Origin of the sequence: Pseudomonas sp. P5_152 (genome assembly GCF_033989915.1) — a bacterium.
GTDB lineage: Bacteria > Pseudomonadota > Gammaproteobacteria > Pseudomonadales > Pseudomonadaceae > Aquipseudomonas.
Genome location: NZ_JASFAH010000002.1, coordinates 981,355 through 1,007,091 on the forward strand (window position 1 = coordinate 981,355; position 25,737 = coordinate 1,007,091).

General features: G+C 57.3%; 19 protein-coding genes, 4 tRNA genes and 4 pseudogenes. 17 read left to right on the forward strand and 10 right to left on the reverse strand.

Annotation, left to right across the window (positions count from 1 at the left end):
* The 7 genes from nuoI (at position 1) to QMK50_RS04280 (ending at position 7,303) form a co-directional block, all read left to right on the forward strand.
* The gene (gene nuoI / locus QMK50_RS04250; protein ID WP_042559871.1) at positions 1 to 549 is read left to right on the forward strand and encodes an NADH-quinone oxidoreductase subunit NuoI; all 549 of its coding nucleotides are present in this window, start codon (positions 1 to 3) and stop codon (positions 547 to 549) included.
* A 9-nt stretch (positions 550 to 558) separates the two neighbouring features.
* The gene (gene nuoJ, locus QMK50_RS04255; RefSeq protein ID WP_095165244.1) at positions 559 to 1,059 is read left to right on the forward strand and encodes an NADH-quinone oxidoreductase subunit J; all 501 of its coding nucleotides are present in this window, start codon (positions 559 to 561) and stop codon (positions 1,057 to 1,059) included.
* A 3-nt stretch (positions 1,060 to 1,062) separates the two neighbouring features.
* Entirely contained in the window at positions 1,063 to 1,371 is a 309-nt protein-coding gene (gene nuoK, locus QMK50_RS04260; RefSeq protein ID WP_093421177.1) for an NADH-quinone oxidoreductase subunit NuoK, read from the forward strand.
* Positions 1,368 to 3,221 carry an NADH-quinone oxidoreductase subunit L gene (gene nuoL / locus QMK50_RS04265; RefSeq protein WP_320332606.1) on the forward strand — a complete coding sequence of 618 codons (1,854 nt, stop codon included), beginning with the start codon at positions 1,368 to 1,370 and terminating at the stop codon, positions 3,219 to 3,221. Before nuoK ends, nuoL begins: the two co-directional genes overlap by 4 nt.
* A 39-nt stretch (positions 3,222 to 3,260) precedes the next feature.
* On the forward strand, positions 3,261 to 4,793 hold the full coding sequence (gene nuoM, locus QMK50_RS04270; protein ID WP_159996948.1) for an NADH-quinone oxidoreductase subunit M: 1,533 nt from the start codon (positions 3,261 to 3,263) through the stop codon (positions 4,791 to 4,793).
* A 7-nt stretch (positions 4,794 to 4,800) separates the two neighbouring features.
* On the forward strand, positions 4,801 to 6,264 hold the full coding sequence (gene nuoN / locus QMK50_RS04275) for an NADH-quinone oxidoreductase subunit NuoN (protein ID WP_320332607.1): 1,464 nt from the start codon (positions 4,801 to 4,803) through the stop codon (positions 6,262 to 6,264).
* 244 nt (positions 6,265 to 6,508) lie between these two features.
* Positions 6,509 to 7,303, forward strand: a complete 795-nt coding sequence (locus QMK50_RS04280) for a hypothetical protein (RefSeq protein WP_320332608.1) — start codon at positions 6,509 to 6,511, stop codon at positions 7,301 to 7,303.
* A 106-nt stretch (positions 7,304 to 7,409) separates the two neighbouring features.
* On the opposite strand, the gene QMK50_RS04285 is transcribed toward QMK50_RS04280, so the two are convergent.
* From QMK50_RS04285 to gltX, 8 genes are all read right to left on the reverse strand, one after another.
* Positions 7,410 to 7,847, reverse strand: coding sequence for a thioesterase family protein (locus QMK50_RS04285; protein WP_320332609.1), 438 nt, complete (start codon positions 7,845 to 7,847; stop codon positions 7,410 to 7,412).
* Between the two features lie 48 nt (positions 7,848 to 7,895).
* Positions 7,896 to 8,729: an alpha/beta fold hydrolase gene (locus QMK50_RS04290; protein WP_320332610.1), complete on the reverse strand. Its 834-nt coding sequence runs from the start codon at positions 8,727 to 8,729 to the stop codon at positions 7,896 to 7,898.
* A gap of 29 nt (positions 8,730 to 8,758) precedes the next feature.
* Positions 8,759 to 9,298, reverse strand: coding sequence for a TetR/AcrR family transcriptional regulator (locus QMK50_RS04295; protein ID WP_159996956.1), 540 nt, complete (start codon positions 9,296 to 9,298; stop codon positions 8,759 to 8,761).
* Between the two features lie 180 nt (positions 9,299 to 9,478).
* Positions 9,479 to 9,554 (reverse strand) — tRNA-Glu (locus QMK50_RS04300).
* A 79-nt stretch (positions 9,555 to 9,633) separates the two neighbouring features.
* Positions 9,634 to 9,709, reverse strand: a tRNA-Ala gene (locus QMK50_RS04305).
* Positions 9,710 to 9,762: 53 nt separating this feature from the next.
* Positions 9,763 to 9,838 (reverse strand) — tRNA-Glu (locus QMK50_RS04310).
* A 78-nt stretch (positions 9,839 to 9,916) separates the two neighbouring features.
* Positions 9,917 to 9,992, reverse strand: a tRNA-Ala gene (locus QMK50_RS04315).
* A gap of 180 nt (positions 9,993 to 10,172) precedes the next feature.
* Positions 10,173 to 11,654 carry a glutamate--tRNA ligase gene (gene gltX, locus QMK50_RS04320; RefSeq protein WP_095165252.1) on the reverse strand — a complete coding sequence of 494 codons (1,482 nt, stop codon included), beginning with the start codon at positions 11,652 to 11,654 and terminating at the stop codon, positions 10,173 to 10,175.
* Positions 11,655 to 11,885: 231 nt separating this feature from the next.
* On the opposite strand from gltX, the gene QMK50_RS04325 reads away from it, so the two are divergent.
* Complete coding sequence (locus tag QMK50_RS04325; RefSeq protein ID WP_095165253.1) at positions 11,886 to 12,932, forward strand: HlyD family secretion protein; 1,047 nt, start codon at positions 11,886 to 11,888, stop codon at positions 12,930 to 12,932.
* Positions 12,933 to 12,981: 49 nt separating this feature from the next.
* Positions 12,982 to 14,472: an MDR family MFS transporter gene (locus QMK50_RS04330; RefSeq protein ID WP_320334491.1), complete on the forward strand. Its 1,491-nt coding sequence runs from the start codon at positions 12,982 to 12,984 to the stop codon at positions 14,470 to 14,472.
* Between the two features lie 114 nt (positions 14,473 to 14,586).
* Here the strand turns inward: QMK50_RS04330 and uvrB are convergent, their stop codons facing one another.
* Entirely contained in the window at positions 14,587 to 16,602 is a 2,016-nt protein-coding gene (gene uvrB / locus QMK50_RS04335) for an excinuclease ABC subunit UvrB (protein WP_159996962.1), read from the reverse strand.
* A 350-nt stretch (positions 16,603 to 16,952) separates the two neighbouring features.
* On the opposite strand from uvrB, the gene QMK50_RS04340 reads away from it, so the two are divergent.
* The 7 genes and pseudogenes from QMK50_RS04340 to QMK50_RS04375 all read left to right on the forward strand — a co-directional run bounded on the left by QMK50_RS04340 (position 16,953) and on the right by QMK50_RS04375 (position 24,436).
* On the forward strand, positions 16,953 to 18,149 hold the full coding sequence (locus tag QMK50_RS04340) for an amino acid aminotransferase (protein ID WP_095165256.1): 1,197 nt from the start codon (positions 16,953 to 16,955) through the stop codon (positions 18,147 to 18,149).
* A 110-nt stretch (positions 18,150 to 18,259) separates the two neighbouring features.
* A pseudogene (locus QMK50_RS04345) lies at positions 18,260 to 19,305 on the forward strand (transposase); the annotation flags it as partial.
* Positions 19,306 to 19,345: 40 nt separating this feature from the next.
* Positions 19,346 to 19,692, forward strand: a pseudogene (locus QMK50_RS04350) (IS3 family transposase); the annotation flags it as partial.
* Between the two features lie 110 nt (positions 19,693 to 19,802).
* Positions 19,803 to 20,566, forward strand: a pseudogene (locus tag QMK50_RS04355) (transposase); the annotation flags it as partial.
* 615 nt (positions 20,567 to 21,181) lie between these two features.
* Positions 21,182 to 22,273: a hypothetical protein gene (locus QMK50_RS04365; RefSeq protein ID WP_320332611.1), complete on the forward strand. Its 1,092-nt coding sequence runs from the start codon at positions 21,182 to 21,184 to the stop codon at positions 22,271 to 22,273.
* A 2-nt stretch (positions 22,274 to 22,275) separates the two neighbouring features.
* A complete protein-coding gene (locus QMK50_RS04370; protein ID WP_320332612.1) occupies positions 22,276 to 22,545 on the forward strand; it encodes a hypothetical protein in 270 nt (89 codons plus the stop codon).
* A gap of 16 nt (positions 22,546 to 22,561) precedes the next feature.
* Positions 22,562 to 24,436, forward strand: coding sequence for a glycosyltransferase family 1 protein (locus QMK50_RS04375; RefSeq protein WP_320332613.1), 1,875 nt, complete (start codon positions 22,562 to 22,564; stop codon positions 24,434 to 24,436).
* Between the two features lie 112 nt (positions 24,437 to 24,548).
* On the opposite strand, the gene QMK50_RS04380 is transcribed toward QMK50_RS04375, so the two are convergent.
* Positions 24,549 to 25,244, reverse strand: a complete 696-nt coding sequence (locus QMK50_RS04380) for a CatB-related O-acetyltransferase (protein ID WP_320332614.1) — start codon at positions 25,242 to 25,244, stop codon at positions 24,549 to 24,551.
* A gap of 144 nt (positions 25,245 to 25,388) precedes the next feature.
* Between QMK50_RS04380 and QMK50_RS04385 the strand changes: the two are divergent.
* Positions 25,389 to 25,708: pseudogene (locus QMK50_RS04385) on the forward strand (transposase); the annotation flags it as partial.
* Positions 25,709 to 25,737: the final 29 nt, after the last annotated feature.

Sequence of the window (25,737 nt, forward strand, 5' to 3'; positions counted from 1 at the left end):
ATGTTCAAATATATTGGCGACATCGTTAAGGGTACTGGTACCCAGTTGCGCAGCCTGATCATGGTTTTCGGCCATGGCTTTCGCAAGCGCGACACCCTGCAATACCCGGAAGAGGCGGTGTACCTGCCGCCTCGCTACCGTGGCCGTATCGTCCTGACCCGCGACCCCGATGGTGAAGAGCGTTGTGTAGCCTGCAACCTGTGCGCCGTGGCCTGCCCGGTCGGCTGCATCTCGCTGCAGAAAGCTGAAACCGAAGACGGTCGCTGGTACCCGGACTTCTTCCGTATCAACTTCTCGCGCTGCATTTTCTGCGGCCTGTGCGAAGAAGCCTGCCCGACCACCGCGATCCAGCTCACGCCGGATTTCGAAATGGCCGAGTTCAAGCGTCAGGACCTGGTTTACGAGAAAGAAGATCTGCTGATCTCCGGTCCCGGTAAAAACCCTGACTACAACTTCTATCGTGTTGCAGGTATGGCCATTGCCGGTAAGCCAAAAGGCTCCGCGCAAAATGAAGCCGAGCCGATCAACGTGAAGAGCTTGCTGCCTTAAGGAAGAAAGATGGAATTCGCTTTCTATTTCGCATCGGGTATCGCGGTGGTGTCCACGCTTCGTGTGATCACCAACACCAACCCTGTGCACGCCCTGCTCTACCTGATTATTTCGCTGATCGCCGTGGCGATGACCTTCTTCAGCCTCGGTGCGCCATTTGCCGGGGTCCTGGAAGTGATTGCCTACGCTGGCGCCATCATGGTGCTGTTCGTGTTCGTGGTGATGATGCTGAACCTGGGCCCGGCCGCGGTTCAGCAGGAACGCGTCTGGCTCAAGCCCGGTATCTGGCTGGGCCCGGTCGTGCTCGCTGCGCTGCTGTTGGCTGAACTGCTGTACGTACTGTTCAGCCACTCCAGCGGCGCTGCCATTGGTCTTACCACCGTGGACGCCAAGGCCGTGGGCATCAGCCTGTTCGGTCCTTACCTGCTGGTGGTCGAACTCGCCTCGATGCTGCTGCTCGCTGCAGCCGTCACGGCGTTCCATTTGGGCCGCAACGAGGCGAAGGAGTAATTCATGCCTGCTATCCCTTTAGAGCATGGACTGGCTGTCGCCGGCATCCTGTTCTGCCTCGGCCTGGTCGGCCTGATGGTCCGCCGCAACATTCTTTTCGTGTTGATGAGCCTGGAAGTGATGATGAACGCCGCTGCCCTGGCATTCATCGTTGCCGGTGCACGTTGGGGCCAGCCGGATGGACAAGTCATGTTCATCCTGGTGATCAGCCTGGCAGCCGCCGAGGCCAGTATCGGCCTGGCGATCCTGCTGCAACTGTATCGCCGCTTCCACACGCTCGATATCGACGCTGCCAGTGAGATGCGCGGATGAACCTACTCTTCCTGACTTTCGTATTCCCCCTGATCGGGTTCCTGCTGCTGTCGTTCTCCCGCGGACGCATCTCGGAAAACCTCGCGGCGCTGATCGGTGTCGGCTCCATCGGCCTCTCGGCGATCGTCACTGCCTACGTGATCTGGCAGTTCAACGTCGCACCGCCTGAAGGCGGCCACTACACCCAGGTGTTGTGGCAGTGGATGGCGGTGGAAGGTTTCACCCCCAACTTCGCCCTGTACCTGGATGGCCTGTCGGTCACCATGCTTGGCGTAGTCGTGGGCGTGGGCTTCCTGATCCACCTGTTCGCGTCCTGGTACATGCGCGGTGAAGCCGGCTACTCGCGTTTCTTCGCCTACACCAACCTGTTTATCGCCAGCATGCTGTTCCTGGTGCTGGGCGATAACCTGCTGTTCCTGTACTTCGGCTGGGAAGGCGTGGGCCTGTGCTCCTACCTGTTGATCGGTTTCTACTACAGCAACCGCAACAACGGTAACGCAGCACTCAAGGCGTTCATCGTCACCCGGATCGGCGACGTGTTCATGGCCATCGGCCTGTTCATCCTGTTCCAACAGGTGGGCACGCTGAACATCCAGGAACTGCTGGTGCTGGCACCGCAGAAATTCCAGGCTGGCGACTTCTGGATCGTGTTGGCGACCCTGATGCTGCTGGGTGGCGCGGTCGGTAAATCGGCTCAGTTGCCGCTGCAAACCTGGTTGGCGGATGCAATGGCCGGCCCAACCCCGGTTTCGGCACTGATCCACGCCGCGACCATGGTGACCGCCGGTGTCTACCTGATTGCCCGTACCCACGGTCTGTTTGCCCTGGCACCGGACATCCTGCAACTGGTCGGCATCGTCGGCGGTGTGACCCTGGTGCTGGCGGGTTTCGCCGCCCTGGTGCAGACCGACATCAAGCGTATCCTCGCCTACTCGACCATGAGCCAGATCGGCTACATGTTCCTCGCCCTGGGCGTCGGTGCCTGGGATGGCGCGATCTTCCACCTGATGACCCACGCCTTCTTCAAGGCGCTGCTGTTCCTCGCATCCGGTGCGGTGATCGTGGCCTGCCACCACGAGCAGAACATCTTCAAGATGGGCGGCCTGTGGAGAAAGCTGCCACTGGCGTACGCCAGCTTCATCGTTGGCGGCGCGGCCCTCGCGGCCCTGCCACTGGTTACCGCAGGTTTCTACTCGAAAGACGAAATCCTCTGGGAAGCCTTTGCCAGCGGCAACCACGCCCTGCTGTACGCAGGCCTGGTGGGTGCATTCATGACCTCGCTGTACACCTTCCGCCTGATCTTCATCGCGTTCCACGGTGAAGCGAAGACCGAAGCCCACGCCGGCCACGGCATTGCCCACTGGCTGCCACTGTCGGTGCTGATCGTACTGTCGACCGCCATTGGCGCGATGATCGTGCCGCCGCTGCACGGTGTGCTGCCGCAAAGCGTCGGGCATGCCGGTGGCGAAGCCAAGCACAGCCTGGAAATCGCCTCGGGCGCCATCGCCCTGTCCGGTATCCTGCTGGCCGCCCTGCTGTTCCTGGGCAAGCGTCGGTTTGTCACGGCCATCGCCAACAGCGGCATCGGCCGTCTGCTCTCGGCCTGGTGGTTCGCCGCCTGGGGCTTCGACTGGATCTACGACAAGCTGTTCGTCAAGCCGTACCTGGCGATCAGCCATCTGCTGCGCAAAGACCCGTTCGACCAAACCATCGGTTTGATCCCGCGTCTGGCCAAAGGGGGTCACAACTCCCTGAGCCGCACCGAGACGGGTCAACTGCGTTGGTACGCCGCCTCGATGGCTGCTGGTGCCGTGCTGGTAATCGGCGCCATCGTGCTGGTAGCGGTCTGATATGAACCTTGCGAATTTGCGAAAGGAAACGAGCCCGTCATGATTCTGCCTTGGCTAATCCTGATCCCCTTCATCGGCGGCCTGCTGTGCTGGATGGGTGAGCGCTTCGGCGCCACCCTCCCTCGCTGGATTGCGCTGTTGACCATGACCCTGGAACTCGCCCTCGGCCTCTGGCTGTGGGCCCATGGTGACTATTCATTTGCTCCGGCACCTGGTGCCGATCCGACCTGGGCGCTTGAGTTCAAGCATGTCTGGATCGAGCGTTTTGGCATCAACGTGCACCTGGCCCTCGACGGCCTGTCACTGTTGATGATCCTGCTGACCGGCCTGCTGGGTATCCTCTCGGTACTCTGCTCCTGGAAAGAGATTCAGCGTCACGTGGGTTTCTTCCACCTGAACCTGATGTGGATCCTGGGCGGCGTTGTCGGCGTGTTCCTCGCCCTCGACCTGTTCATGTTCTTCTTCTTCTGGGAAATGATGCTGGTGCCGATGTACTTCCTCATCGCGCTCTGGGGTCACAGTTCTTCGGACGGCAAGAAAACCCGGATCTACGCGGCGACCAAGTTCTTCATCTTCACTCAGGCTTCCGGCCTGATCATGCTGGTGGCGATCCTCGGTCTGGTCCTGGTCAACTTCAACAGCACGGGCGTGATTACGTTCAACTACGCCGACCTGTTGAAAACCAAGATGTCGATGACCACCGAGTACATCCTGATGCTCGGCTTCTTCATCGCCTTCGCGGTCAAGCTGCCCGTGGTGCCGTTCCACTCCTGGCTGCCTGACGCTCACGCCCAGGCACCGACCGCAGGTTCCGTCGACCTCGCCGGTATCTTGCTGAAAACCGCGGCCTACGGCCTACTGCGTTTCGCCCTGCCGCTGTTCCCGAACGCCTCGGCCGAGTTCGCGCCGATCGCCATGGCCCTAGGCCTGGTCGGGATCTTCTACGGTGCGTTCCTGGCATTTGCCCAGACCGACATCAAGCGCCTGATCGCGTTCTCCAGCGTTTCGCACATGGGCTTCGTGCTGATCGGTATCTACTCCGGCAGCCAGTTGGCCCTGCAAGGCGCGGTGATCCAGATGCTTGCCCACGGCCTGTCCGCGGCGGCACTGTTTATCCTCAGCGGCCAGTTGTACGAGCGTACCCACACCCGCGACATGCGTGAAATGGGTGGCCTGTGGTCGAAGATCGCCTACCTGCCGGCCATCAGCCTGTTCTTCGCAGCCGCCTCCCTGGGCCTTCCGGGTACCGGCAACTTCGTCGGTGAGTTCCTGATCCTGATCGGCACCTTCGCCAGTGCGCCATGGATCACCGCGATTGCCACCTCCGGCCTGGTGTTCGGTTCGGTCTACTCGCTGATCATGATCCACCGTGCCTACTTCGGCCCGTCCAAGTCGGACGCGGTGCTGCACGGCATGGATGCTCGCGAACTGATCATGGTGCTCGGCCTTGCGGTACTGCTGATCTACCTCGGCGTCTACCCGCAACCGTTCCTCGATACCTCTGCTGCGACGATGCATGGTGTGCAGCAATGGCTCGGTACCGCCTTCACTCAACTCGCTTCGGCCCGGTAAGAGCGCTATGGAATTCACGATTCAACACTTTATCGCGCTAGCGCCACTGTTGATCACCAGCCTCACCGTGATTGTGGTGATGCTGGCTATCGCATGGCGCCGCAACCACTCACAGACGTTCCTGCTCTCGGTGGCGGGTCTTAACCTGGCCTTGCTGTCTATCCTGCCGGCACTCAAGGTCGCGCCGCTGGTCGTCACCCCGCTGATGCTGGTCGACAACTTCGCGCTGCTGTACATCGCACTGATCCTCGTGGCGACCCTGGCCTGCGTCACCCTCGCCCACGCCTACCTCGGCGAAGGCGGCACTGGCTACCCGGGCAACCGCGAAGAGCTGTACCTGCTGATCCTGCTGGCTGCGGCCGGCGGTATCGTGCTGGTCAGCGCGCAACACCTGGCCGGCTTGTTCATCGGCCTGGAGCTGCTCTCGGTACCGGTCTACGGTCTGGTGGCGTATGCCTTCTTCAACAAGCGCTCGCTGGAAGCCGGCATCAAGTACATGGTGCTGTCGGCCGCCGGTTCCGCGTTCCTGTTGTTCGGCATGGCGCTGCTCTATGCCGATGCTGGCAGCCTGAGCTTCAGCGGTATCGGTCACGCCCTGGCCGCCAGCGGCGCGGCCAGCCCGCTGGCGCAACTGGGCATGGCAATGATGCTGGTGGGCCTGGCGTTCAAATTGTCCCTGGTGCCTTTCCACTTGTGGACGCCGGACGTGTACGAAGGTGCTCCGGCCCCTGTCGCCGCGTTCCTGGCGACTGCCTCGAAAGTGGCAGTGTTTGCGGTCATGGTGCGTCTGTTCCAGATCTCCCCAGCCGCCAACACCGCCGTGCTGAGCAACGTCCTGACCGTGATCGCGATTGCCTCGATCCTGTTCGGTAACCTGTTGGCACTGACCCAGAGCAACCTCAAGCGTCTGCTGAGCTACTCCTCCATTGCCCACTTCGGCTACCTGCTGATCGCCCTGGTGGCGAGCAAGGGCCTGGCGCTGGAAGCCATCGGCGTGTACCTGGTCACCTACGTGATCACCAGCCTCGGCGCGTTCGGCGTGATCACCCTGATGTCCTCGCCGTACAAAGGCCGTGACGCCGACGCCCTGTACGAGTATCGCGGCCTGTTCTGGCGCCGTCCGTACCTGACCGCCGTGCTGACCGTGATGATGCTGTCCCTGGCCGGCATCCCGCTGACCGCAGGCTTCATCGGCAAGTTCTACATCATTGCCACTGGTGTCGAAGCGCACCAATGGTGGCTGGTCGGCTCGCTGGTGCTGGGTAGCGCCATCGGCGTGTTCTATTACCTGCGCGTGATGGTTACCCTGTTCCTGATCGAGCCTAACCTGCGCCGTGTCGACGCTCAGCTGCACTGGGAGCAAAAGGCTGGTGGCGTGATGCTGCTGGCCATCGCCGCCCTGGCGTTCTTCCTGGGCGTCTACCCGCAACCGCTGCTGACCCTGGTCCAGCAAGCCGGCCTGGCGGGCTGATCGCTCAAGCGAATCGCAGTACGAACAGAAACGGCACCTTTGGGTGCCGTTTTTGCGTTTGGGGTCTCGCATCAGAGCACCAATCAAACGCCCGCCAAGCTTAGTTGATTTCAACTTGAACGCCGTGAATCAGATTTTCCTTACACATAGATCAGACGAAAACGACATCAAAACTGAAGACTGATCGTCAGAGTCGCTTGATTGTTTAACGGAGCATGCTCTATCACAACGTTACGGAGCGTATGTGATCACCACCCATCCTGACCTTCTCTACCTCGCCGCATGGGCGGTGGTATTACTATTGGTTTTCACCAGCGAGGCAATTGTGTTGGCTGCTGCCTACTTTAGGCTCGGCCAGATGGAGGATCACTTCATTGCCTCGCATCTGGTGGATATCAATAGAAAAATAGTCGGAAATGGAACTCTAGGTCGGATGAAACGAGTGAAGCTGATAGGGTCACTTACGGGTCGATTTACACTTATCCAAACGATGGACCCCTACGCATTCATGGAAGCAGAAATTCTTCCGGATCATCTGAAGAAATGGGCGCAGATACCTGGGCGCATCATGCGAATGGCTCTGCTTGGCGCAGGACTACTCGTGCTTCTGTTCAGTATCGAATGGCTACTGACAACCCTATCCAGACCGGCAAACGACCTGACACTAATCTCCATCGCCACATTGATCGCGTGTTTTGTCGTCGCCGTGATGGCCGTGCTCGTGCGGATATCCATCAGCACCTTCAAACTAGATGAACTTGAAGATCATCTAAAGGAGTCCTACTTCGTCGCTCGCAACCGTCGCGTTATGGGAAACAGCATGCTTGGCCGCTATTCTCGCTTATCACACATTTCGACCATGCTTCTGTTGAGCGAAGATTTCTTGTCGAAAAGTGATCCCTACGCAATCGACGAGATCGCTTGCTTTCCTTTATCCCTGCGACGACTGGTGACTATTCCCAATCGGATGCTTGCCTATTCAATCGCCGGCTTTGCCGTGGTCTTGCTCAGCATGGAGCTCCTCAAGGTAGTTGGCTGATACTCACATCATGGTTTCAGAGCACTGAATGCAAACGGCACCTTCCGGTGCCGTTTGCATTTCACAGTCTAGTGACTCGCTGTCTCTTAAATGCCTCGTTGCCGGTTCACACACCTACCTGCAACGCCGGGCCATACCCCTCGATAAACTCACTCGGCATACGCTTCGGTCTACCCGTAGACAGCTCGATACAGACAAAGGTAGTTTGCGCGCGCAGCAGGGTCGCGTTGTCACTGGGGCGAACCAACTGGAAATGCCGGGTCATTTTCAGGCGCTGGTCCCAGTCGACGATCCAGGTCGCCAACTGCAACTCATCACCTTCATAGGCCGCTGCCAGGTAATCGATCTCGTGGCGCACCACGGCCATGGCCCGGTCCAGCCGCCGATACTCCACCAGGTCCAGCCCCAGGCGCTGTGAGTGGCGCCAGGCGCAGCGCTCGAGCCAGGTGACGTACACCGCGTTATTGGCGTGTCCCAGCCCGTCGATGTCCTCCGCGGCCACCTGCAGGTCAATCACAAAGGGTGTTGCCCGATCCCAGCCCATGCCTCACTCCCGGTCCGCTTATTCGACCGGGAGCAGTGTAACGGATGATCAGGCCGATTGCCGCGCCTGCAGGCTGCTACCCGCGAGCAATCCCAGCACCCCTTCGATCACTCGCGGGTCGGCCAGCACCCGTTGGTGACCGCCCTCCTCCAGGCGCAGCAGGCGACTGTCGAACCAGGCTTCGTGGATCAGCTGCGACTCGCTCACCGGGACAAAGGTGTCGTCCTCGGCATGCACAATCAATCCGGGCATATCCAATTGATAGTGGGCGACATCGAGCCTTGAAGCCTGAATGCCGACATCCTGCTCGACCTTGCGGATAAACGCCGAGCGCGCCCGCGGTGGCAAACCGAAGTAGCGGGCAAAACCACGCAGCACGCCAAGAATCCGCGCCGGTGCCGCGATGCTCACCAGGGTCTGTGTACGCAGCCCCAACTGCACCGCAAGCATTGCACTGGCGCCGCCCATGGAGTGGCCGACCACCCCTTGCAGCGGCGGCAACTCGGCCGCCGCTTCGAGCATGGCGCGGGCAAACAGTACGACGTTGGCCTCGCGTCCCGGCGAACGACCGTGGGCAGGACCGTCCAGGGCAATCACCGTATAACCGGCGTCCACCAGGGCGGTGATCAGGCTGGCGAACTGGGTCGGCCGCCCTTCCCAACCGTGCATCAGCAACACTGCCGGGCCCTGGCCCCAGCGCAAGGCCGAGAGCCCAAAGCGCAAGGTAATGCGCTCGGCACTGGCCAGCAGCGGCATCTCCCAGTCACGGGGTGGCAATTCACGCGGCGTCATGAACACCTGACGCATCTTGTTCGCAATCAACTTCGGCGCCACCCAGCCCAACGTGCCGTTAACGCCGCGAACCCAACTCAAGGTGTTCATCGCTCATCTCCAAAGGCCAACGCTTCAGGTCACAGCACCGCCGACTTGGCGGCACGCAGCAATCGATCAGACAACTCACCGGCTCCCAGCGCCCGCGCCAGGGCCAGGCCTCCCACCATCAGCGCCAGGTCCGCGAGGACCTTGTCGGCGTCTTCCGGGCTGCTGGCCAACTGCGCGACCATCAGCTCGACGTGCTCGTTCAAGGCCACCCGAAAGTCATCCGGCAGGCGGCCCAACTCGCCCACCGACGCCGGAATCGGGCAGGCGTTTTCGGTGGAGTCGCGGTGTTTGCGCGACAGGTAGAACGCCGCGACCAACGCCCGGCGCTCTTCCCCGGTCAGCTCGGCATCCATGTCGGCGATCAACGCCCGACGCTGGCCGAGCAACTGGGTGAAGGCTTCCAGCATCATTGCGTCCTTGCTTTCGAAGTGCGCATAGAAGCCGCCGACGGTCAGGCCGGCCGCCCCCATCACTTCGCCCACGCTCGGTTCCGCCGGGCCACGTTGAATCAGCGCAGAGCTGGCGGCCTGGAGAATGCGTTCACGGGTTTGAGCTTTTTTGTCGTTCATCGTTGCCTCCGAATATTACGATGGAAATATTATTCTCATAATAAATTTACGCAAGGGCTGGATTTGACCGTTGGTCAGAAGAGCAGAGAGGGTATGGGGGAATTGGCCAAACGCCAGACAAACAAAAGGGCCATTCAATAATTGAATGACCCTTATAAAATCCCGCAGAGCGGGTAATCGTGGCGTCCCCTAGGGGACTCGAACCCCTGTTACCGCCGTGAAAGGGCGGTGTCCTAGGCCACTAGACGAAGGGGACGCAAACCCTTCTATACACTGATCAGCGCTGAGTACTGATCTCTTCAAGGCCGGTGTGGCCAGACCTTGAAGTGTAAAATTGGTGGAGCTTAGCGGGATCGAACCGCTGACCTCCTGCATGCCATGCAGGCGCTCTCCCAGCTGAGCTAAAGCCCCGGATTTTTCGCCTCGCGGCGGAGTGACATCTTGCAACATCACTTCTGTAAAACTGGCGTCCCCTAGGGGACTCGAACCCCTGTTACCGCCGTGAAAGGGCGGTGTCCTAGGCCACTAGACGAAGGGGACACAAACCTTCTATACAACTGATCAACGCTGAGTGTTGATCGCTTCAAGGCCGGTGTGGCCAGACCTTGAAGTGTAAATTGGTGGAGCTAGACGGGATCGAACCGTCGACCTCTTGCATGCCATGCAAGCGCTCTCCCAGCTGAGCTATAGCCCCTCATCGCTGATGTCATCGCTGAGGACGGGGCGAATCTTAAGGGCGTATCGAATGCCTGTCAAACTTATTTTTCAAAAAAATTAAAATTTTTTGCCGACATAACAATCACTTACCGCCCTCCCCCCGGAAATCCGGGGGTTTGGCACAGGCCAAGGGCCTGCCAGGAGCTGCTACAAGGAATCAGGCAATTGCGGCCAACAGCTTTTCCCACTCCTTGTTTTCTTTCTTCGACACGCCACCGAGCAGGTCGATGGCCTGGCGCAGGCGGAAACGGGTCAGGTCCGGGCCGAGGATTTCCATGGCGTCGAGCACCGACACCGAGCTCGCCTGGCCGGTAATCGCGGCGAACATCAACGGCATGGCATCGCGCAGTTTCAGCTCGAGGGATTCGACCACCGCCTGAATCGTCGCGGTGATGTTGTCCTTCTGCCACTGACGCAGGCTCTCCAGCTTCCACAGGATCAACTGCATCAACTGGCGCACCTGGTCGCCCGAGAGCTTCTTGGATTCGAACAGCTTGGCATCCGGGTTGACGCCACCGGCGAAGAAGAACCCGGCGAGCGGTGCCACCTGGCTGAAGGTTTCCACCCGGCCCTGCACGTGGGGGGCGATCTTCATCATGTACTCAGGGTTCAGCGCCCACGTCTGCAGGCGGCTGGCGAACTCTTCCACCGGCAGGTCACGCAGCCACTGGCCGTTGAGCCAGGACAGCTTCTCGATGTCGAAGATCGGCCCACCGAGGGACACGCGCTTGAGGTCGAAGTTGTCGACCATCTCTTGCAGGGAGAACTTCTCGCGCTCGTCCGGCATCGACCAGCCCATGCGCCCCAGGTAGTTGAGCATCGCTTCCGGCATGAAGCCCATGCGCTCGTAGAAGGTCACCGAGGTCGGGTTCTTGCGCTTGGACAGCTTGCTCTTGTCCGGGTTGCGCAACAGCGGCATGTAGCACAGCTCCGGCTGTTCCCAACCGAAGTATTCGTACAGCAGGATCAGTTTGGGCGCCGATGGCAGCCACTCTTCGCCGCGCAGGACGTGGGTGATGCCCATCAGGTGGTCATCGACCACGTTGGCCAGGAAGTAGGTCGGCAGGCCGTCGGTCTTCATCAGCACTTGCATGTCCATGCGATCCCACGGGATCTCGACGTCGCCACGCAGCATGTCCGGCACCACGCAGACGCCTTCGGTCGGCACCTTCATGCGGATCACGTGAGGTTCGCCAGCGGCCAGGCGGCGCGCCACTTCTTCCTTGGACAGCAGCAGGGCACGACCGTCGTAGCGCGGGGTCTCGCCGCGAGCCATTTGCTCGGCGCGCATCTGGTCCAGCTCCTCGGCGGTGCAGAAGCACGGGAACGCGTGGCCCATCTCCACGAGCTGCTGGCAGTACTTCTGGTAGATCTCGCCACGCTCGCTCTGCCGGTACGGGCCGTGCGGGCCGCCGACATCCGGGCCTTCGGCCCAGTCGATGCCCAGCCAGCGCAAGGCATCGAAAATCTGCTGTTCGGACTCGCGGGTCGAGCGCAACTGGTCGGTGTCTTCAATGCGCAGGATGAACTCACCGCCATGCTGCTTGGCAAAGCAGTAGTTGAACAAAGCGATGTAAGCGGTGCCGACATGGGGATCGCCGGTAGGCGATGGCGCGATGCGAGTGCGGACGGTGGTCATGGCGTGTCTCGAAAGATGATGAAAAGCGGAGATGAAACAAAGGGCGAATGGTAACAGGCGACACCCGCCCGGCTCCAGTGAGCAGGGCATATAAGCCAAGATTGAGGCTACAAAAGGCGCTAACAGCGGCAAATGCCTGATTATCATTTAGTGGCATTTACCACCTGTCGGCTATGTGCCAGATTCACCAGCTGTTAAATTTCCTTACACTTTATCGACTACAAGCTGCCCATGCCTGCCCAACTCAAGCGTCGCCTGTTTATCTTCCTGTTTATCGTCCTGCTGGTCGCCGGCGGATTTTTCGCCGAATGGTTCTTCAAGGGACGGTTTTACGAAAGCACCGATAACGCCTATGTGCAGGGTGAAATCACCCGCGTTTCCAGCCAGTTGAGCGCACGCATCGACGAGGTGCTGGTGCATGACAACCAGCACGTGGAAAAAGGCCAGTTGCTGATCCGTCTCGAAGGTGAAGACTTCCGCCTTGCCGTCGACCGCGCTGCCGCCGCCCTCGCCACCCGCCAGGCCGAGCGCCTGCAGGCCCAGAGCAAACTGACCCAGCAAGCCAGCCTGATCGCCTCCAGCGAAGCCCAGGTCGCCTCCAGCCAGGCCAGCCTGGGGCGCTCGCAAATAGACCTGTCCCGCGCCGAAACGCTGCGCAAACCCGGCTATGTCTCGGAAGAACGGGTCACCACCCTGTCGGCGGAAAACCATATCGCCCGCTCACAAGTCACCAAGGCCCAGGCCGACGCCCAGGCACAGCGCCAGCAGGTCAACGCCCTGAGCGCCGAAATCAAGCGCCTCGACGCGCAGATCGCCAACGCCCAGGCCGACCTGGCCCAGGCCGAGCTGAACCTGACCCGCAGCGAGATCCACTCGCCGATCAGCGGCCTGGTTGGCCAGCGCGCGGCGCGCAACGGCCAGGTGGTGCAAGCCGGCGCGTACCTGCTGTCGATCGTCCCGGACCAGGACATCTGGATTCAGGCCAACTTCAAGGAAACCCAGATCGGCCACATGCAGCCCGGGCAAAAGGCCGAGCTGATTTTTGATGCCTACGGCGACACCCCGATCGAAGCTCGGGTCGACAGCCTGTTCGCCGCCTCCGGCGCCCAGTTCAGCCTGCTGCCGCCAGACAATGCCACCGGCAACTTCACCAAGGTGGTGCAACGGATTCCAGTGAAGCTGACGTTTGCCGCGGATAACCCGCTGCACGGCAAGATCCGCCCCGGGATGTCAGTCACCGCCAAAGTGAACATCAAAGACCCTGTCGATGGCCGGTGATCAACTGATCCGCCCGGTCGGCGAACCGACCCGGCGGGACTGGATTGCGGTGATGAGCGTGATGCTCGGCGCCTTCATGGCGGTACTCGACATCCAGATCACCAACTCCTCGCTCAAGGACATCCAGGGCGCGCTGTCGGCGACGCTTGAGGAGGGCTCGTGGATTTCCACCTCCTACCTGGTGGCGGAAATCATCATGATCCCCCTCACCGCCTGGCTGGTGCAGTTGCTCTCGGCACGCCGCCTGGCGGTCTGGGTCTCGGCCGGTTTCCTGTTCGCCTCCCTGCTCTGCTCCATGGCCTGGAGCCTGGAAAGCATGATCGTGTTCCGCGCCTTACAGGGCTTCACCGGCGGCGCGCTGATCCCCCTGGCGTTCACCCTGACCCTGATCAAGCTGCCCGAACACCACCGCGCCAAAGGCATGGCCATGTTCGCCATGACCGCCACCTTCGCCCCCTCCATCGGCCCGACCCTGGGTGGCTGGCTCACGGAAAACTGGGGCTGGGAGTACATCTTCTACATCAACATCCCGCCCGGCCTGATCATGATTGCCGGTCTGATGTATGGCCTGGAGAAGAAAGAAGCGCACTGGGAACTGCTCAAGAGCACCGACTACACCGGCATCCTCACCTTGGGTGTCGGCCTGGGCTGCCTGCAGGTATTCCTCGAGGAAGGCCATCGCAAGGACTGGCTGGAGTCGAGCCTGATCGTGACCCTGGGCAGTATTGCCCTGGTCAGCCTGATCACCTTTGTCATCGTCCAGGTGTCCAAGCCCAATCCGCTGATCAACCTGGGCATCCTGCGCAACCGCAACTTCGGCCTGTCGAGTATCTCCAGCCTGGGCATGGGGGTGGGGCTGTATGGCTCGATCTACCTGTTGCCGCTGTATCTGGCGCAGATCCAGAACTACAACGCGCTGCAGATCGGCGAAGTGATCATGTGGATGGGCGTGCCCCAGTTGTTCCTGATTCCGCTGGTGCCCAAGCTGATGCAGTACATCTCGCCGAAGTGGCTGTGCACCCTGGGATTTGGCCTGTTCGGCCTGGCGAGTTTTTCTTCGGGGGTGCTCAACCCGGACTTTGCCGGGCCGCAGTTCAATCAGATCCAGATCATCCGCGCGCTGGGGCAGCCGCTGATCATGGTCACCATCTCGCTGATCGCCACCGCCTACATCCTGCCCCAGGATGCCGGCTCGGCGTCGAGCCTGTTCAACATCCTGCGCAACCTCGGTGGCGCCATCGGCATTGCCCTGCTCGCCACTCTGCTGGATGCCCGGACCAAGACCTACTTCGATTACCTGCGCGAGGCCATCGTGCCGACCAATCCGCAAGTGGCCGAACGCCTGGCCAGCCTCACCGACCGTTTTGGCAGCGAGGCGGCCGCGCTGGGCAAGCTCAGTGAGATCGCCCACCAGCAGGCATCGATCATGGCGTACAACGACGCCTTTCATTTTGTCGGGATTGCGCTGGGGGTGAGCATGTTGGCGATTTTGCTGACCAAGGCATTGCCGGCGGGGCTCAAGGCGGGTGAGGCGCACTAGGTGAACTTGTAGCGCACTGGCGGGCCTCATCGCGGGCAAGCCCGCTCCCACAGTGATTGAAGGACCCTGTGGGAGCGGGCTTGCCCGCGATGTGGCCCTGCCAGGCGCCGAGGATCAGACCGCCAACAACCGCTCGCGCATCTTGGCGATTTCGTCGCGGGTCTGGGCCGCGGCTTCGAATTCCAGGTCGCGGGCGAGCTGGTACATCTTCTCTTCCAGCTGGCGAATGCGCTTGGTGATCTCGCTCGGCGAGCGCAGTTCGTTTTCGTACTTGGCGCTTTCCTCGGCCGCCTTGGCCATGCCCTTGCGCTTCTTGCTGCGCGAACCCGGCACGGTGGCGCCTTCCATGATGTCGGCGACATCCTTGAACACCCCTTTGGGGGTGATGCCGTTGGCGAGGTTGAAGGCGATCTGCTTGTCGCGACGACGCTCGGTCTCGCCGATCGCCCGCTCCATCGAACCCGTGATGCGGTCGGCATACAGAATCGCCCGGCCGTTGAGGTTACGCGCGGCGCGGCCGATGGTCTGGATCAGCGAACGCTCGGAACGCAGGAAGCCTTCCTTGTCGGCATCGAGAATCGCCACCAGCGATACTTCCGGCATGTCCAGGCCTTCACGCAACAGGTTGATCCCCACCAGCACGTCGAAGGTGCCGAGGCGCAAGTCGCGGATGATCTCCACCCGCTCCACGGTGTCGATGTCCGAGTGCAGGTAACGCACGCGCACGCCGTGGTCCGCCAGGTAGTCGGTGAGATCTTCGGACATGCGTTTGGTCAGCGTGGTGACCAGCACCCGCTCCTCCAGCGCCACCCGCTTGGTGATCTCCGACAGCAAGTCGTCGACCTGGGTCAGCGCCGGGCGGATTTCGATCTGCGGGTCCACCAGGCCGGTCGGACGCACCAATTGCTCGACCACGCGCCCGGCATGTTCGGCTTCGTAGTTGCCCGGGGTGGCCGAGACAAAAATCGTCTGCGGGCTGATGTTTTCGAACTCGTCGAAGCGCATCGGCCGGTTATCCAGCGCCGACGGCAGGCGGAACCCGTACTCCACCAGGGTCTCCTTGCGCGAACGGTCGCCCTTATACATCGCCCCGACCTGCGGCACGCTGACGTGGGATTCGTCGATCACCAGCAAGGCATCGGCCGGTAGATAGTCGAACAAGGTCGGCGGCGCCTGGCCAGAATCCCGGCCGGACAGGTAGCGCGAGTAGTTTTCAATGCCGTTGCAGTAGCCCAGCTCGAGGATCATCTCCAGGTCAAACCGGGTGCGTTGCTCCAGGCGCTGGGCTTCCACCAGCTTGTTGTTGGAACGCAGGTAGTCGAGGCGCTCCTGCAACTCGACCTTGATCCCCTCGATGGCACCGAGCAGGGTTTCGCGGGGCGTCACGTAGTGGCTCTTGGGGTAGAAGGTGAAGCGCGGCAGCTTGCGGATCACCTCCCCGGTCAGCGGATCGAAGGCCGAGAGGCTTTCGACCTCATCATCGAACAGCTCGATGCGGATCGCTTCCAGGTCCGATTCCGCCGGGTACACATCGATCACGTCGCCGCGCACGCGAAACGTGGCGCGGGCGAAATCCATGTCATTGCGGGTGTACTGCAGGTCGGCCAGGCGGCGGACCAGGGCACGCTGATCGAGCTTGTCGCCACGATCGATGTGCAAGACCATCTTCAGATAGGTTTCCGGACTGCCCAGGCCGTAGATGCACGACACCGTGGTGACGATAATCGCGTCCTTGCGCTCGAGCAGCGCCTTGGTCGCCGACAGGCGCATCTGCTCGATGTGGTCGTTGATCGAGGCGTCCTTCTCAATGAAGGTATCGGACGACGGCACGTACGCTTCCGGCTGGTAGTAGTCGTAGTAGGAAACGAAGTACTCGACCGCGTTGTTCGGGAAAAACGCCTTGAATTCGCCATACAACTGCGCGGCCAGGGTCTTGTTCGGCGCCAGCACCAGGGTCGGACGCTGCACCTGGGCGATCACGTTGGCGATACTGAAGGTCTTGCCGGAGCCTGTCACACCGAGCAGCGTCTGGTGCGCGAGCCCGGCCTCGATGCCCTCGACCATCAGGCGGATGGCTTCCGGCTGATCGCCGGCAGGCTCGAAGCGGGTGACTAGCTGGAATTCGGACATACCTACCTCTGGTTTTGCGCGGCGCGGGTGCCTGCCTGAGCGGGAGGGCCAGGCAGCCACGATAAACAACGCTGACGACGGATGTCGCGGGGAAAAATCATGATAACCGTTGATGTGGTGGCGAATACCTGTAGTTTCAAGGTAATCGTCCTACATGCCCCGTAATAGACCGTCATGACAATAAGACTAACGGTTGGCAAATAAACCGAAAAACTTGCCGGAAAAGGTCAAACGCCTGTCGCCCTGCCCGGTGATGGCCTCTATACTAGCTCCCCGTTTGTGCACCGCTCTAGTGCATTCGGCTGGAGCGCTACACGTCCCTCCATATTCCATTCAGAGCCGCCGCAATAATGAGCCTGTTCTCCGCTGTCGAAATGGCACCACGCGATCCAATCCTGGGCCTCAACGAAGCATTCAACGCTGACACCCGAACCAACAAGGTCAACCTGGGGGTCGGTGTTTACTGCAACGAGGAGGGGCGAATTCCACTCCTGCGCGCCGTAGTCGAAGCCGAGACAACTCGCGCCGCTCAACACGCTTCCCGCGGCTACCTGCCGATCGACGGCATCGCTGCCTACGACCAGGCCGTGCAAAAGCTGCTGTTTGGCGCTGATTCGCCGCTGCTGGCCGCTGGCCGCGTAGTCACTACCCAGTCCGTGGGCGGTACTGGCGCACTGAAAATCGGTGCCGACTTCCTCAAGCAACTGCTGCCGGACGCCGTAGTCGCCATCAGCGACCCGAGCTGGGAAAACCACCGTGCGCTGTTCGAAACCGCTGGCTTCCCAGTGCAGAACTACCGCTACTACGACGCCGCCACCCATGACGTCAACCGCGTCGGCCTGCTGGAAGACCTCAACGCCCTGCCTGCCAACTCGATCGTGGTGCTGCACGCCTGCTGCCACAACCCGACTGGCGTTGACCTGAGCCCAGCGGACTGGAAAAACGTCCTGGAAGTGGTCAAGGCGAAAAACCTCGTGCCGTTTCTCGACATGGCCTACCAGGGCTTTGGCGACGGTATCGACGAAGACGCCGCTGCCGTGCGCTTGTTCGCCGAGTCGGGGCTGAACTTCTTCGTTTCCAGCTCGTTCTCCAAATCGTTCTCGTTGTACGGCGAGCGCGTCGGCGCACTGTCGATCGTCAGCGAATCGAAAGAAGAAAGCGCGCGCGTGCTGTCGCAAGTCAAGCGTGTGATCCGCACCAACTACTCCAACCCGCCAACCCATGGCGCGGCAGTGGTTGCCGCCGTGCTCAACAGCCCGGAACTGCGCGCCCAGTGGGAGCAGGAACTGGCCGAGATGCGCCTGCGCATTCGTGGCATGCGCACCCAGATGGTCGACCTGCTGGCACAGCATGCCCCGGATCACGATTTCAGCTTTGTTGGCCGCCAGTGCGGGATGTTCTCCTACTCCGGCCTGACCGTTGAACAAGTGACCCGCCTGCGCAACGAGTTCGGCATCTACGCCCTGGACACCGGCCGCATCTGCGTGGCCGCGCTGAACCAGAACAACATCGACGTAGTGACCAAGGCCATCGTTGCGGTGATCTAAGCCACGCGCAGAATAAAAAGGGGGAGCCACTTGCAGACTGTGTGAAAACCTAGCAATCTGCCGGCCGGTTAAAGAAAATGCCCGTATCGCAAGATACAGGCATTTTTCTTATGCGCTATGCCCAAGGTGAAAACCGCTGCAAGAGTGCGCTGGCCCACTCCCGTTGGACGAACTTATCCCCGACGACCATCTGGTTCGGGTGATCGAGGCCTGTATTTCCCTTCTGCACCTTGAGCCAACTGGGCTTCGACAAAGCCAGGCCCAAGGCTACAGGGCGCCCTTAGTACGATCCCGCAGATCTGCTCAAACTCAACCTGTATGGTTATTTCCAGTGCATTCGCTCATTGCGTCGGCTCGAGGCCGAGTGTCAGCGTAATGTCGAAGTCATGCGGCTGCTGGACCGACTGGCGCCGGACTTTAAAACCATCACTGATTTTCGCCGCGACAATAGTGCCGCGTTTACCGCAACATGCCGTGTCTTCGTTCAGTTTGCCGACACGCCGGTATGATTGCCGGCCAGTTGGTAGCTATCGACGGCAGCAAGATTCAGTCGGTAGTGTCTAATCGCAAGCACATGACGCCGAAAAAACTCAAATACCAGGAGGCGGCGCTTCGTGTGTTGCAGGTAAAAAGGCCAATATCCAGACCTGCTAAGGGTTGACGGGAGCTCAAGGCCTGGCTCAACAGATTGTGGGCGAGCCCGAAGCCTAGAAAATGCGGCCACCTTCCGACAAGTTCGTGACGTACAACATCCAAAGTGCTGTAGATGCTGAGCATTGCCTTATTTTGCACCGCTAGGTAACTCAGGACGGCGCAGACCGGCAACAGCTTGAGCCAATGGCAAAAGCCGCTAATGCTAAATTACAGCAGCCGCAACTCAACATGAATGCCGATGCTGGTTACTCTAATGGCGAGCAATTTCAGGCCTGTGAAGATGCCGGCATCACGGTTTCTGTACCCCTAATGGTTCGGTTAACAATCAAGGTGGAGGCACTAAGCTTTTCGATCGTACGGACTTCAATGGCTATTCGGCAATGGCCGGTTCTTGCTACGACAGCTGAAAGGCGCCAGAGCCGAAATGGCACTGGTGTTGCAGGCCTACAATCTGAAAAGAGCGATCAAGGTGCTACGAGCACAAAAGCTAATGGCGTTGGTGAGCCGCGTTTTCACACAGCTTGCACTTGGCTTCCCCTTTTCGTTCTCGACACAATCTCATACACGGTGAGCTCAAGATGTCTGTAAAGGTTGGCCGAGACTGTCGATTCGATATTCTGCGAGATCGGTGCGAGCTAGTTCCCCGCAAACGGGACCATCACAAAACGACAGATAGCCTTCATTGGTTGCTCCGCATCCCAAATTGCTTAAAGAAGAGCCAGTACAGGTAGTCGCTACGGCGCCAGAACTAGTATCGGTAGCCGACATCACCAACTTACCTACTCAAACAGGCGTGGCCTATCTGAGCTTAGTTACGGATACCTCTTCTCGAAAAATCGTGGGTCATCATGTCCACGAGAGCTTGAGCTTGCATACCGAATCTGCGATTTAGGCATTCAGAAAAGCGCTCAAGTAGCGAACAACTGAATAATACCTGGCTCCTCAATCAGATAAGGGGTCCACTAAACTGGTCGTCGCAACACCTTGATAGAGGTGTTTATGGGACGACTAACAAGATGGACGCAAAAATTGACAGGGCCTGGAGCGATGTGCACTACAGGCCCGCCGTCACTTCATGTTGAGATCAAGTGGCTTTTTTTGGATGCAGATCGTGACCGGCATCACCGCGAAAAGGCAGCACCAGTCATTGGCCTATCAACATCGATAGGGACACGCTGCTTCCATCATCGGGGCGGGATGCCATTACTCCTGTCGAAGCACGTATCAGAACGGTACCTATCGCTCGCAGAGCTCGAAGACATTGAGCTGCTTCGCGCGCAAAGTTTTGGCTTACGCGAGATTGCCAATCACTCTGGACGAAGTCCATCGACACTTTCACGGGAGCTGACACGTAGTGTTGTAGGTCGTTACGGCCGGTTTGAGTATTGAGCTGCAGTCGCGCAACGGAAAGTAGAACTGGCTGCCAAGAGGCCGAAGCTAGCGAAAATGGTGACTAACTCGCGACTGTATCACTACGTACGAGACCGCCTGGGAGGGCAAGGTTAACGGTGCTGACGACCTTGAGATCTCGGGGGCCTCGAGAAGCCCCCTTCAAAGGCCGAAATAAACCACACTTCAGTGACCGTAAATGGGTCAGTGGCTGCTCACCCGAACAGTTTACCAACCGGTTACAGGTCGATTTTCCGGACGATGAATCCATGCGCATCTCTCACGAAGCCATATATCAGGCACCCTACATTCAGGGACGAGGGGCTTTCAAGCGTGAACTAGATAGCTGTCTCCGCACGGAGGGGGCATTGCGATGGTGGGCATGCGCGGCGACTCCAAAACCCAAAGCTACGTCGCCCGGCGGAGTGCCCAAAGCTTATCCTCCTAAGAAATCCAGCGCCGTTTAAAGCGCTACACTGTCAGGGAGTGATCCCCTTTGATCCTGGCGGATTTAACCGATTCTGCCCGATATTGTTGACATAGAAGCATAAATGCGCCGATGGAGCGCGTTACCCAGCTTGAGAACCAAATGGATACAGGCCACGGGCTACAAAACGGCCCAAGAGGATATCAGCCATGTTTGATGCGTAGGTATTACTGGATTCGACCCCATCAATTCAACGGTGGGCCCAGGCCAAGAAAAATCTTAATGTCGTGCCCGGGATTGGTTGACCACGACAGAGACCACCGAACAGCGCTCCGAAATCCGTAGCCTAAAAATGGTTCTGGATCAAAAGGAAAGGAATATTCGTGAGTGACGCACTACAGCTCCCCCCTCACTTCCAATTGCCCGCCCGTTACAGGTAAAATTGAGAAGGCGCACGCGCCATTATCAGCAGAGTGAAAGCCACCCAATTTCAGATCGACTGTCAATTTTCTGATCTCACCTGGTAACACTTGCAATTAATATGCACACACGGAGTTTGTTGATGTCCACGGAAAAACTGTACGACGGTGTAGTTTTCACAACAGATGTTTTGAAAGTTGATGATCGGTCAGATAAAAAATATGAGAACCCGCAGGCAATTCATAGCGATTGGCTTTCCTCTTTGCTCGGTAACACTTTTTCAGAAATACTTAAATGTCAAGTCACGGCCTTGACCGGCACAGAACCCAGCGACCCGCTCAATCGGTTTAAATTCTACTCCGACTTCCAGCTCCCGTTTGACAGCTCTGGCTGGGCATCTGCATACCATTCAAATGAAGACGAAGCAAATTATATTGCGGAAATCTTGAAGCCTTATAAAAACCATCTATTTTTCGGCTTTGAACTTTCTCCACTGCTGATAAATGCGTTAAACAAGGCCTCAATCCACTACATCGACTTGACACTTCACGCAATTCGCTTCTTGCCTGATTATGTATTCGGGATGCGCACCAACGTTCCAGAATTCCAAGAGCGTATCGCTGCCATGACAATCCCTCACGAGGATATTGTATCGCATGCACGCCTGTCCCTCGGACGCAGCGCACGCGTCTTCAGAAATGTAACCGTTTCACCAGGTTCCGCAATATTTCTAGGGCAAATTGACGTAGATTCTTCTTTGATTGACGGCAAGAAATTGATTAGCCCGAAGGAAGTCCTTGCCACACTGATCGAACTAAAATCCTACTTCCCAAAAGTTTACTATAAGTTCCACCCTCACTTCAAAAACAGGCAACCCTTTGAAGCAGAGTTGAAATCGCACAACATACACATCTTGGATGTCAATATTTACGACTTATTCGTCATTGATAAAAACATCACATTCTGCTCTATTTCTTCCGGCTCCCTGATCGAAGCGGAGCTTTTTGGGAAAACCACATTGCGCCTGAGCAAGACGCCATCTCCGCAGGGAGTCAAACCATCTGACGTTCCGCCTAGTGAACGTAGCACAACCTATCTACCCGTCTCGGGAATCTCGCTCACTCCCGCATTTTGGCGCTACCTATTCACTGGCTCAGAGGAACAACTTAACCCAGGCGTCCCGCTTCCATCTGACGCGATGAAGTTCATGATCAACCAGAAGTGGGGACGGTAGTCATGAATCAATTGGTTGTATACGACCTCACACGGTTAATTGCTCGCAGGAATGCCGAGACACCAACTGGCATCGACCGTGTGGATTTAAGGTATGCGCTCGAACTATTTAACGCTGAAGATAAAGACGTGGCATTTGTCAGGCAGGACGGCGTTCGATTGGTTCTGCTAGACGACACATCAAGCAGAGAGTTCATTAAAACTATCGCGAACCGATGGAATCATGGTCAGAAGGAAACTTCCCCTTCAATTCCAGTTGATGCCTTAGAATAAATAAGCGGCCAATCAAATGACAGAAATTGCATCCCCCCTACTGGTCGCTCAAAACGATCAAGTGGCAAGCGAGCTTATTATCGTCGCCTGCCCACCAGATAAGCACGCCTCTATTTCAGCGCGACTGACCTCAGTCAAGATTACTTTCGCCCCCAGCATCTGGCTGACAGAGAGATCAAGTCTACTTAAGCCTAAGAAAAACGTATTAACACTGGTGTCCTCAAGGCACCTCACCAAAGAAGCCAAAGACTGGTTCAAAGATTCTGGAATTTCTGCCGTAGGCTATGACCTCCTAACGTTAAATAATGAGAGCTACCTTCGACTAGCAGAGAATGCTCTCTGCAATACGCAGTTTATGCTGGACGCCGAACACCTGTCCCAACTGCAGATCGAATTGTCGGAAAAGAATACTCGGCACGGCGGATCTTCACTCTTAAAACTCCCCCAAGCAAACAAATCCCTGTTTATACTACAGGAGAAGCTTGCTAACGTATCAAATCAATTGAACGCCTACAAAGATGCGAATCCAACTTCCACCACGGTACTCATCAACAATTCACAAAATAACACCTCGGACGGTGCATTCGACTACGCATTCACCACAAAGCCAGGCTCCATTATCGTAGATCGCTGCACGAAAGTTTTTGCAGAGAAGCTGGAGGATCTATTCTTCAACCCATTAAAGTTTGAAACGTTATCGTTTATTGGAAATGAAAATTCAGAGCAGTCGCTCAGTGAGTTGCCGGAATTTTCATACAACGACTTCATCGAGCTTATTACCAGAACCTTGCTACCATTAAGCTCGAAGAGCTTAATAGAGTCGTACTCAAGTCTTCTTCCGATACATAGAGCCCAAAAATCCGAACAACTGAAAGATGCCAACCTGTCATCGCCCAGCGATCGTCGTGAAATTGATGATGAAATTTTAAAGTACTGCAGCAGGCCCTTGGCGCGACTGATCAACTCTTATCCGCGCGGAAATACCGTATACTTAAACACGTCCCATCACGGAATATCAAACAAGGATGGCTTCTTTACCCTCAAAATGAAGCTTGGCTTGAAGTTCGCCTTTTACATCCATGACTTGATCCCGATAGATTTTCCTGAGTACGTACGCGCAAGCGGGTACAGCGATCATACAAAAAGAATGGATACCGTCTCATTCTGTGCAGATATGGTTATTGTCAACTCCGAAGCGACTAAAACATCCTTCCTGTCGTGGTGTAAAAACCAAGCGCTCCGATTGCCAGAATGCGAGGTTGCCTACATTGGGGTTGAAGAAAGCTTCTTCGAGAACCCTGCGGAAGAATTTTCCCCCGCATTTGAGACACTGGATCAACAAAGTTACTTCACGTACATCGGCACTATTGAACCACGCAAAAATCATCTTTTCCTGCTTCAAATTTGGAGGGACTGGATTTTGCGGGGCTTCACGCCTCCAAAGCTGGTCATTGTTGGAAAACGAGGTTGGGAAAATCAGAATGTTTTCAATTTTATAGACCAGTGTGAGGCCATAAAACCGTATGTAGTTGAGCTCAGCGATCTCAGTGACGCAGGATTGAAACGGATCATTCGTGGAGCAAAAGCAATGCTATTCCCATCCTTTAGCGAAGGCTGGGGCATGCCACTGATTGAGACCCAGGCGATGGGAATCCCAGTCATTTGCTCTGACATACCTGTTTTCCACGAAGCCAGTTCGGCATTGGCCACCTTCATTAATCCTCTCGACGCCATTACTTGGCAGAGAACAATCCTTGATTTCTGCGATTCAAGTAAAAATACTCATGACGACGCAGTGAAGGCACTGAAAAGCTATTCCCCACCGCGGTGGGAGGATCACTTCATCATCCTAGATGTACTGCTAGACAGTCTTAAATCACGAATCCAATAACAACCAAAGAAACAGCAAACTTTCGCGTCCTGTGAGCCCATTCTACTTTTCGCGAAAGTTTGCCTGTTTCTGGATTCCCCCTGACGCATACCGAGCCCGAAAACATTACCTACTAAGCGAGTGCCCCATTAACAAAAACCACACACTTCGGCTCAAGCGTCTTCAGACGCTCCTCTTCAATAGCCCGCTCTATTACATCAAGAGATTTCGATACGTCGGAATAATCAACCGCCCCTAAAACTTGCTTGCCCAGCGAATAACCCCACCACTGCAAAGCCTGCAAGCGCTTTATGGTCACCTCGTCAAATCTTTTGCGGATCACCTTTGCAGGAGTGCCTCCGACAATCGTATATGGTTCCACGTCTTTTACGACAGTTGCATTTGCAGCGACTATCGCACCATCACCAACAACTATTCCGCGACGGATGAAAGCGCGATATCCAATCCAAACATCATTACCTATGGTAGTTCTGGATTGATTCGCCGCAAAACTATTATTCGACACAATATCTAGAAAATCAGAAGAGTGACCAAGGGTCCCACGATCATTAAAAACAAAGCAGTGAGACGACATCCAATTAACAGGATGCTCAGTAGGTCCAACCATAACTTCATGAGCTATTGAGCAATAGCGACCAACATCCGCATCATATAGAACCACTCCAACGTTACCGTAGCTGAACGCGCCAAACCTGTTCAAGGTTCCGCGAAAACTAATCTTATCGACAACGCACGGAAGCTCGACTTCCAGCCTTCCCCGACCCATCCCAACTGGTTTCTCACGCTGATGCAAGTCTTCGTTTTTCATGCCCCACCCTAATATCTCCAAAGCGACCCCTTTAAGCTTTTGACTATATCATGACCCTCCAGCCACTATCTTGAGCGTTATGTAGTAGCCTAATGAAATCAGACACCCATTTAGGCGAGAGCGCTCACCAGATCGAGGTGTAAGATGACCAAACAACGCTGCTCCTTTTCTGCTAAATTCAAACGCGAGGTCTGCTGACCTCTTGCTTAAGCAAAACTGCAGCCTCATCGAAGCCAGCTATTAACTCGGTGTCGGTGAGTCGGCCCTTCGCCGTTGGGTTGACCTAGTTCAGCAGGAACGCCGAGGCATCACCCCACAGAGTAAAGCACTGACACCGGAACAGCAGAAAATCCAGGAGCTGAGGCTCGAATTACACGCATCGAACGGGAAAAAGGATATTAAAAAGCCATCACGCTCTTGATGTCGGGAGATCACGAACATACGCGCTGATCAATCAGCTTAGGGCATGACTCACCCACATAGGTAACAAAAC

Excerpts from the sequence above, each read along its gene's own strand:
- nuoI (WP_042559871.1), top strand. The coding sequence starts at position 1 with ATGTTCAAATATATTGGCGACATCGTTAAGGGTACTGGTACCCAGTTG.
- nuoJ (WP_095165244.1), top strand. The coding sequence starts at position 559 with ATGGAATTCGCTTTCTATTTCGCATCGGGTATCGCGGTGGTGTCCACG.
- nuoK (WP_093421177.1), top strand. The coding sequence starts at position 1,063 with ATGCCTGCTATCCCTTTAGAGCATGGACTGGCTGTCGCCGGCATCCTG.
- nuoL (WP_320332606.1), top strand. The coding sequence starts at position 1,368 with ATGAACCTACTCTTCCTGACTTTCGTATTCCCCCTGATCGGGTTCCTG.
- nuoM (WP_159996948.1), top strand. The coding sequence starts at position 3,261 with ATGATTCTGCCTTGGCTAATCCTGATCCCCTTCATCGGCGGCCTGCTG.
- nuoN (WP_320332607.1), top strand. The coding sequence starts at position 4,801 with ATGGAATTCACGATTCAACACTTTATCGCGCTAGCGCCACTGTTGATC.
- QMK50_RS04285 (WP_320332609.1), bottom strand. The coding sequence starts at position 7,847 with ATGGGCTGGGATCGGGCAACACCCTTTGTGATTGACCTGCAGGTGGCC.
- QMK50_RS04290 (WP_320332610.1), bottom strand. The coding sequence starts at position 8,729 with ATGAACACCTTGAGTTGGGTTCGCGGCGTTAACGGCACGTTGGGCTGG.
- QMK50_RS04295 (WP_159996956.1), bottom strand. The coding sequence starts at position 9,298 with ATGAACGACAAAAAAGCTCAAACCCGTGAACGCATTCTCCAGGCCGCC.
- gltX (WP_095165252.1), bottom strand. The coding sequence starts at position 11,654 with ATGACCACCGTCCGCACTCGCATCGCGCCATCGCCTACCGGCGATCCC.
- QMK50_RS04325 (WP_095165253.1), top strand. The coding sequence starts at position 11,886 with ATGCCTGCCCAACTCAAGCGTCGCCTGTTTATCTTCCTGTTTATCGTC.
- uvrB (WP_159996962.1), bottom strand. The coding sequence starts at position 16,602 with ATGTCCGAATTCCAGCTAGTCACCCGCTTCGAGCCTGCCGGCGATCAG.
- QMK50_RS04340 (WP_095165256.1), top strand. The coding sequence starts at position 16,953 with ATGAGCCTGTTCTCCGCTGTCGAAATGGCACCACGCGATCCAATCCTG.
- QMK50_RS04365 (WP_320332611.1), top strand. The coding sequence starts at position 21,182 with ATGTCCACGGAAAAACTGTACGACGGTGTAGTTTTCACAACAGATGTT.
- QMK50_RS04370 (WP_320332612.1), top strand. The coding sequence starts at position 22,276 with ATGAATCAATTGGTTGTATACGACCTCACACGGTTAATTGCTCGCAGG.
- QMK50_RS04375 (WP_320332613.1), top strand. The coding sequence starts at position 22,562 with ATGACAGAAATTGCATCCCCCCTACTGGTCGCTCAAAACGATCAAGTG.
- QMK50_RS04380 (WP_320332614.1), bottom strand. The coding sequence starts at position 25,244 with ATGAAAAACGAAGACTTGCATCAGCGTGAGAAACCAGTTGGGATGGGT.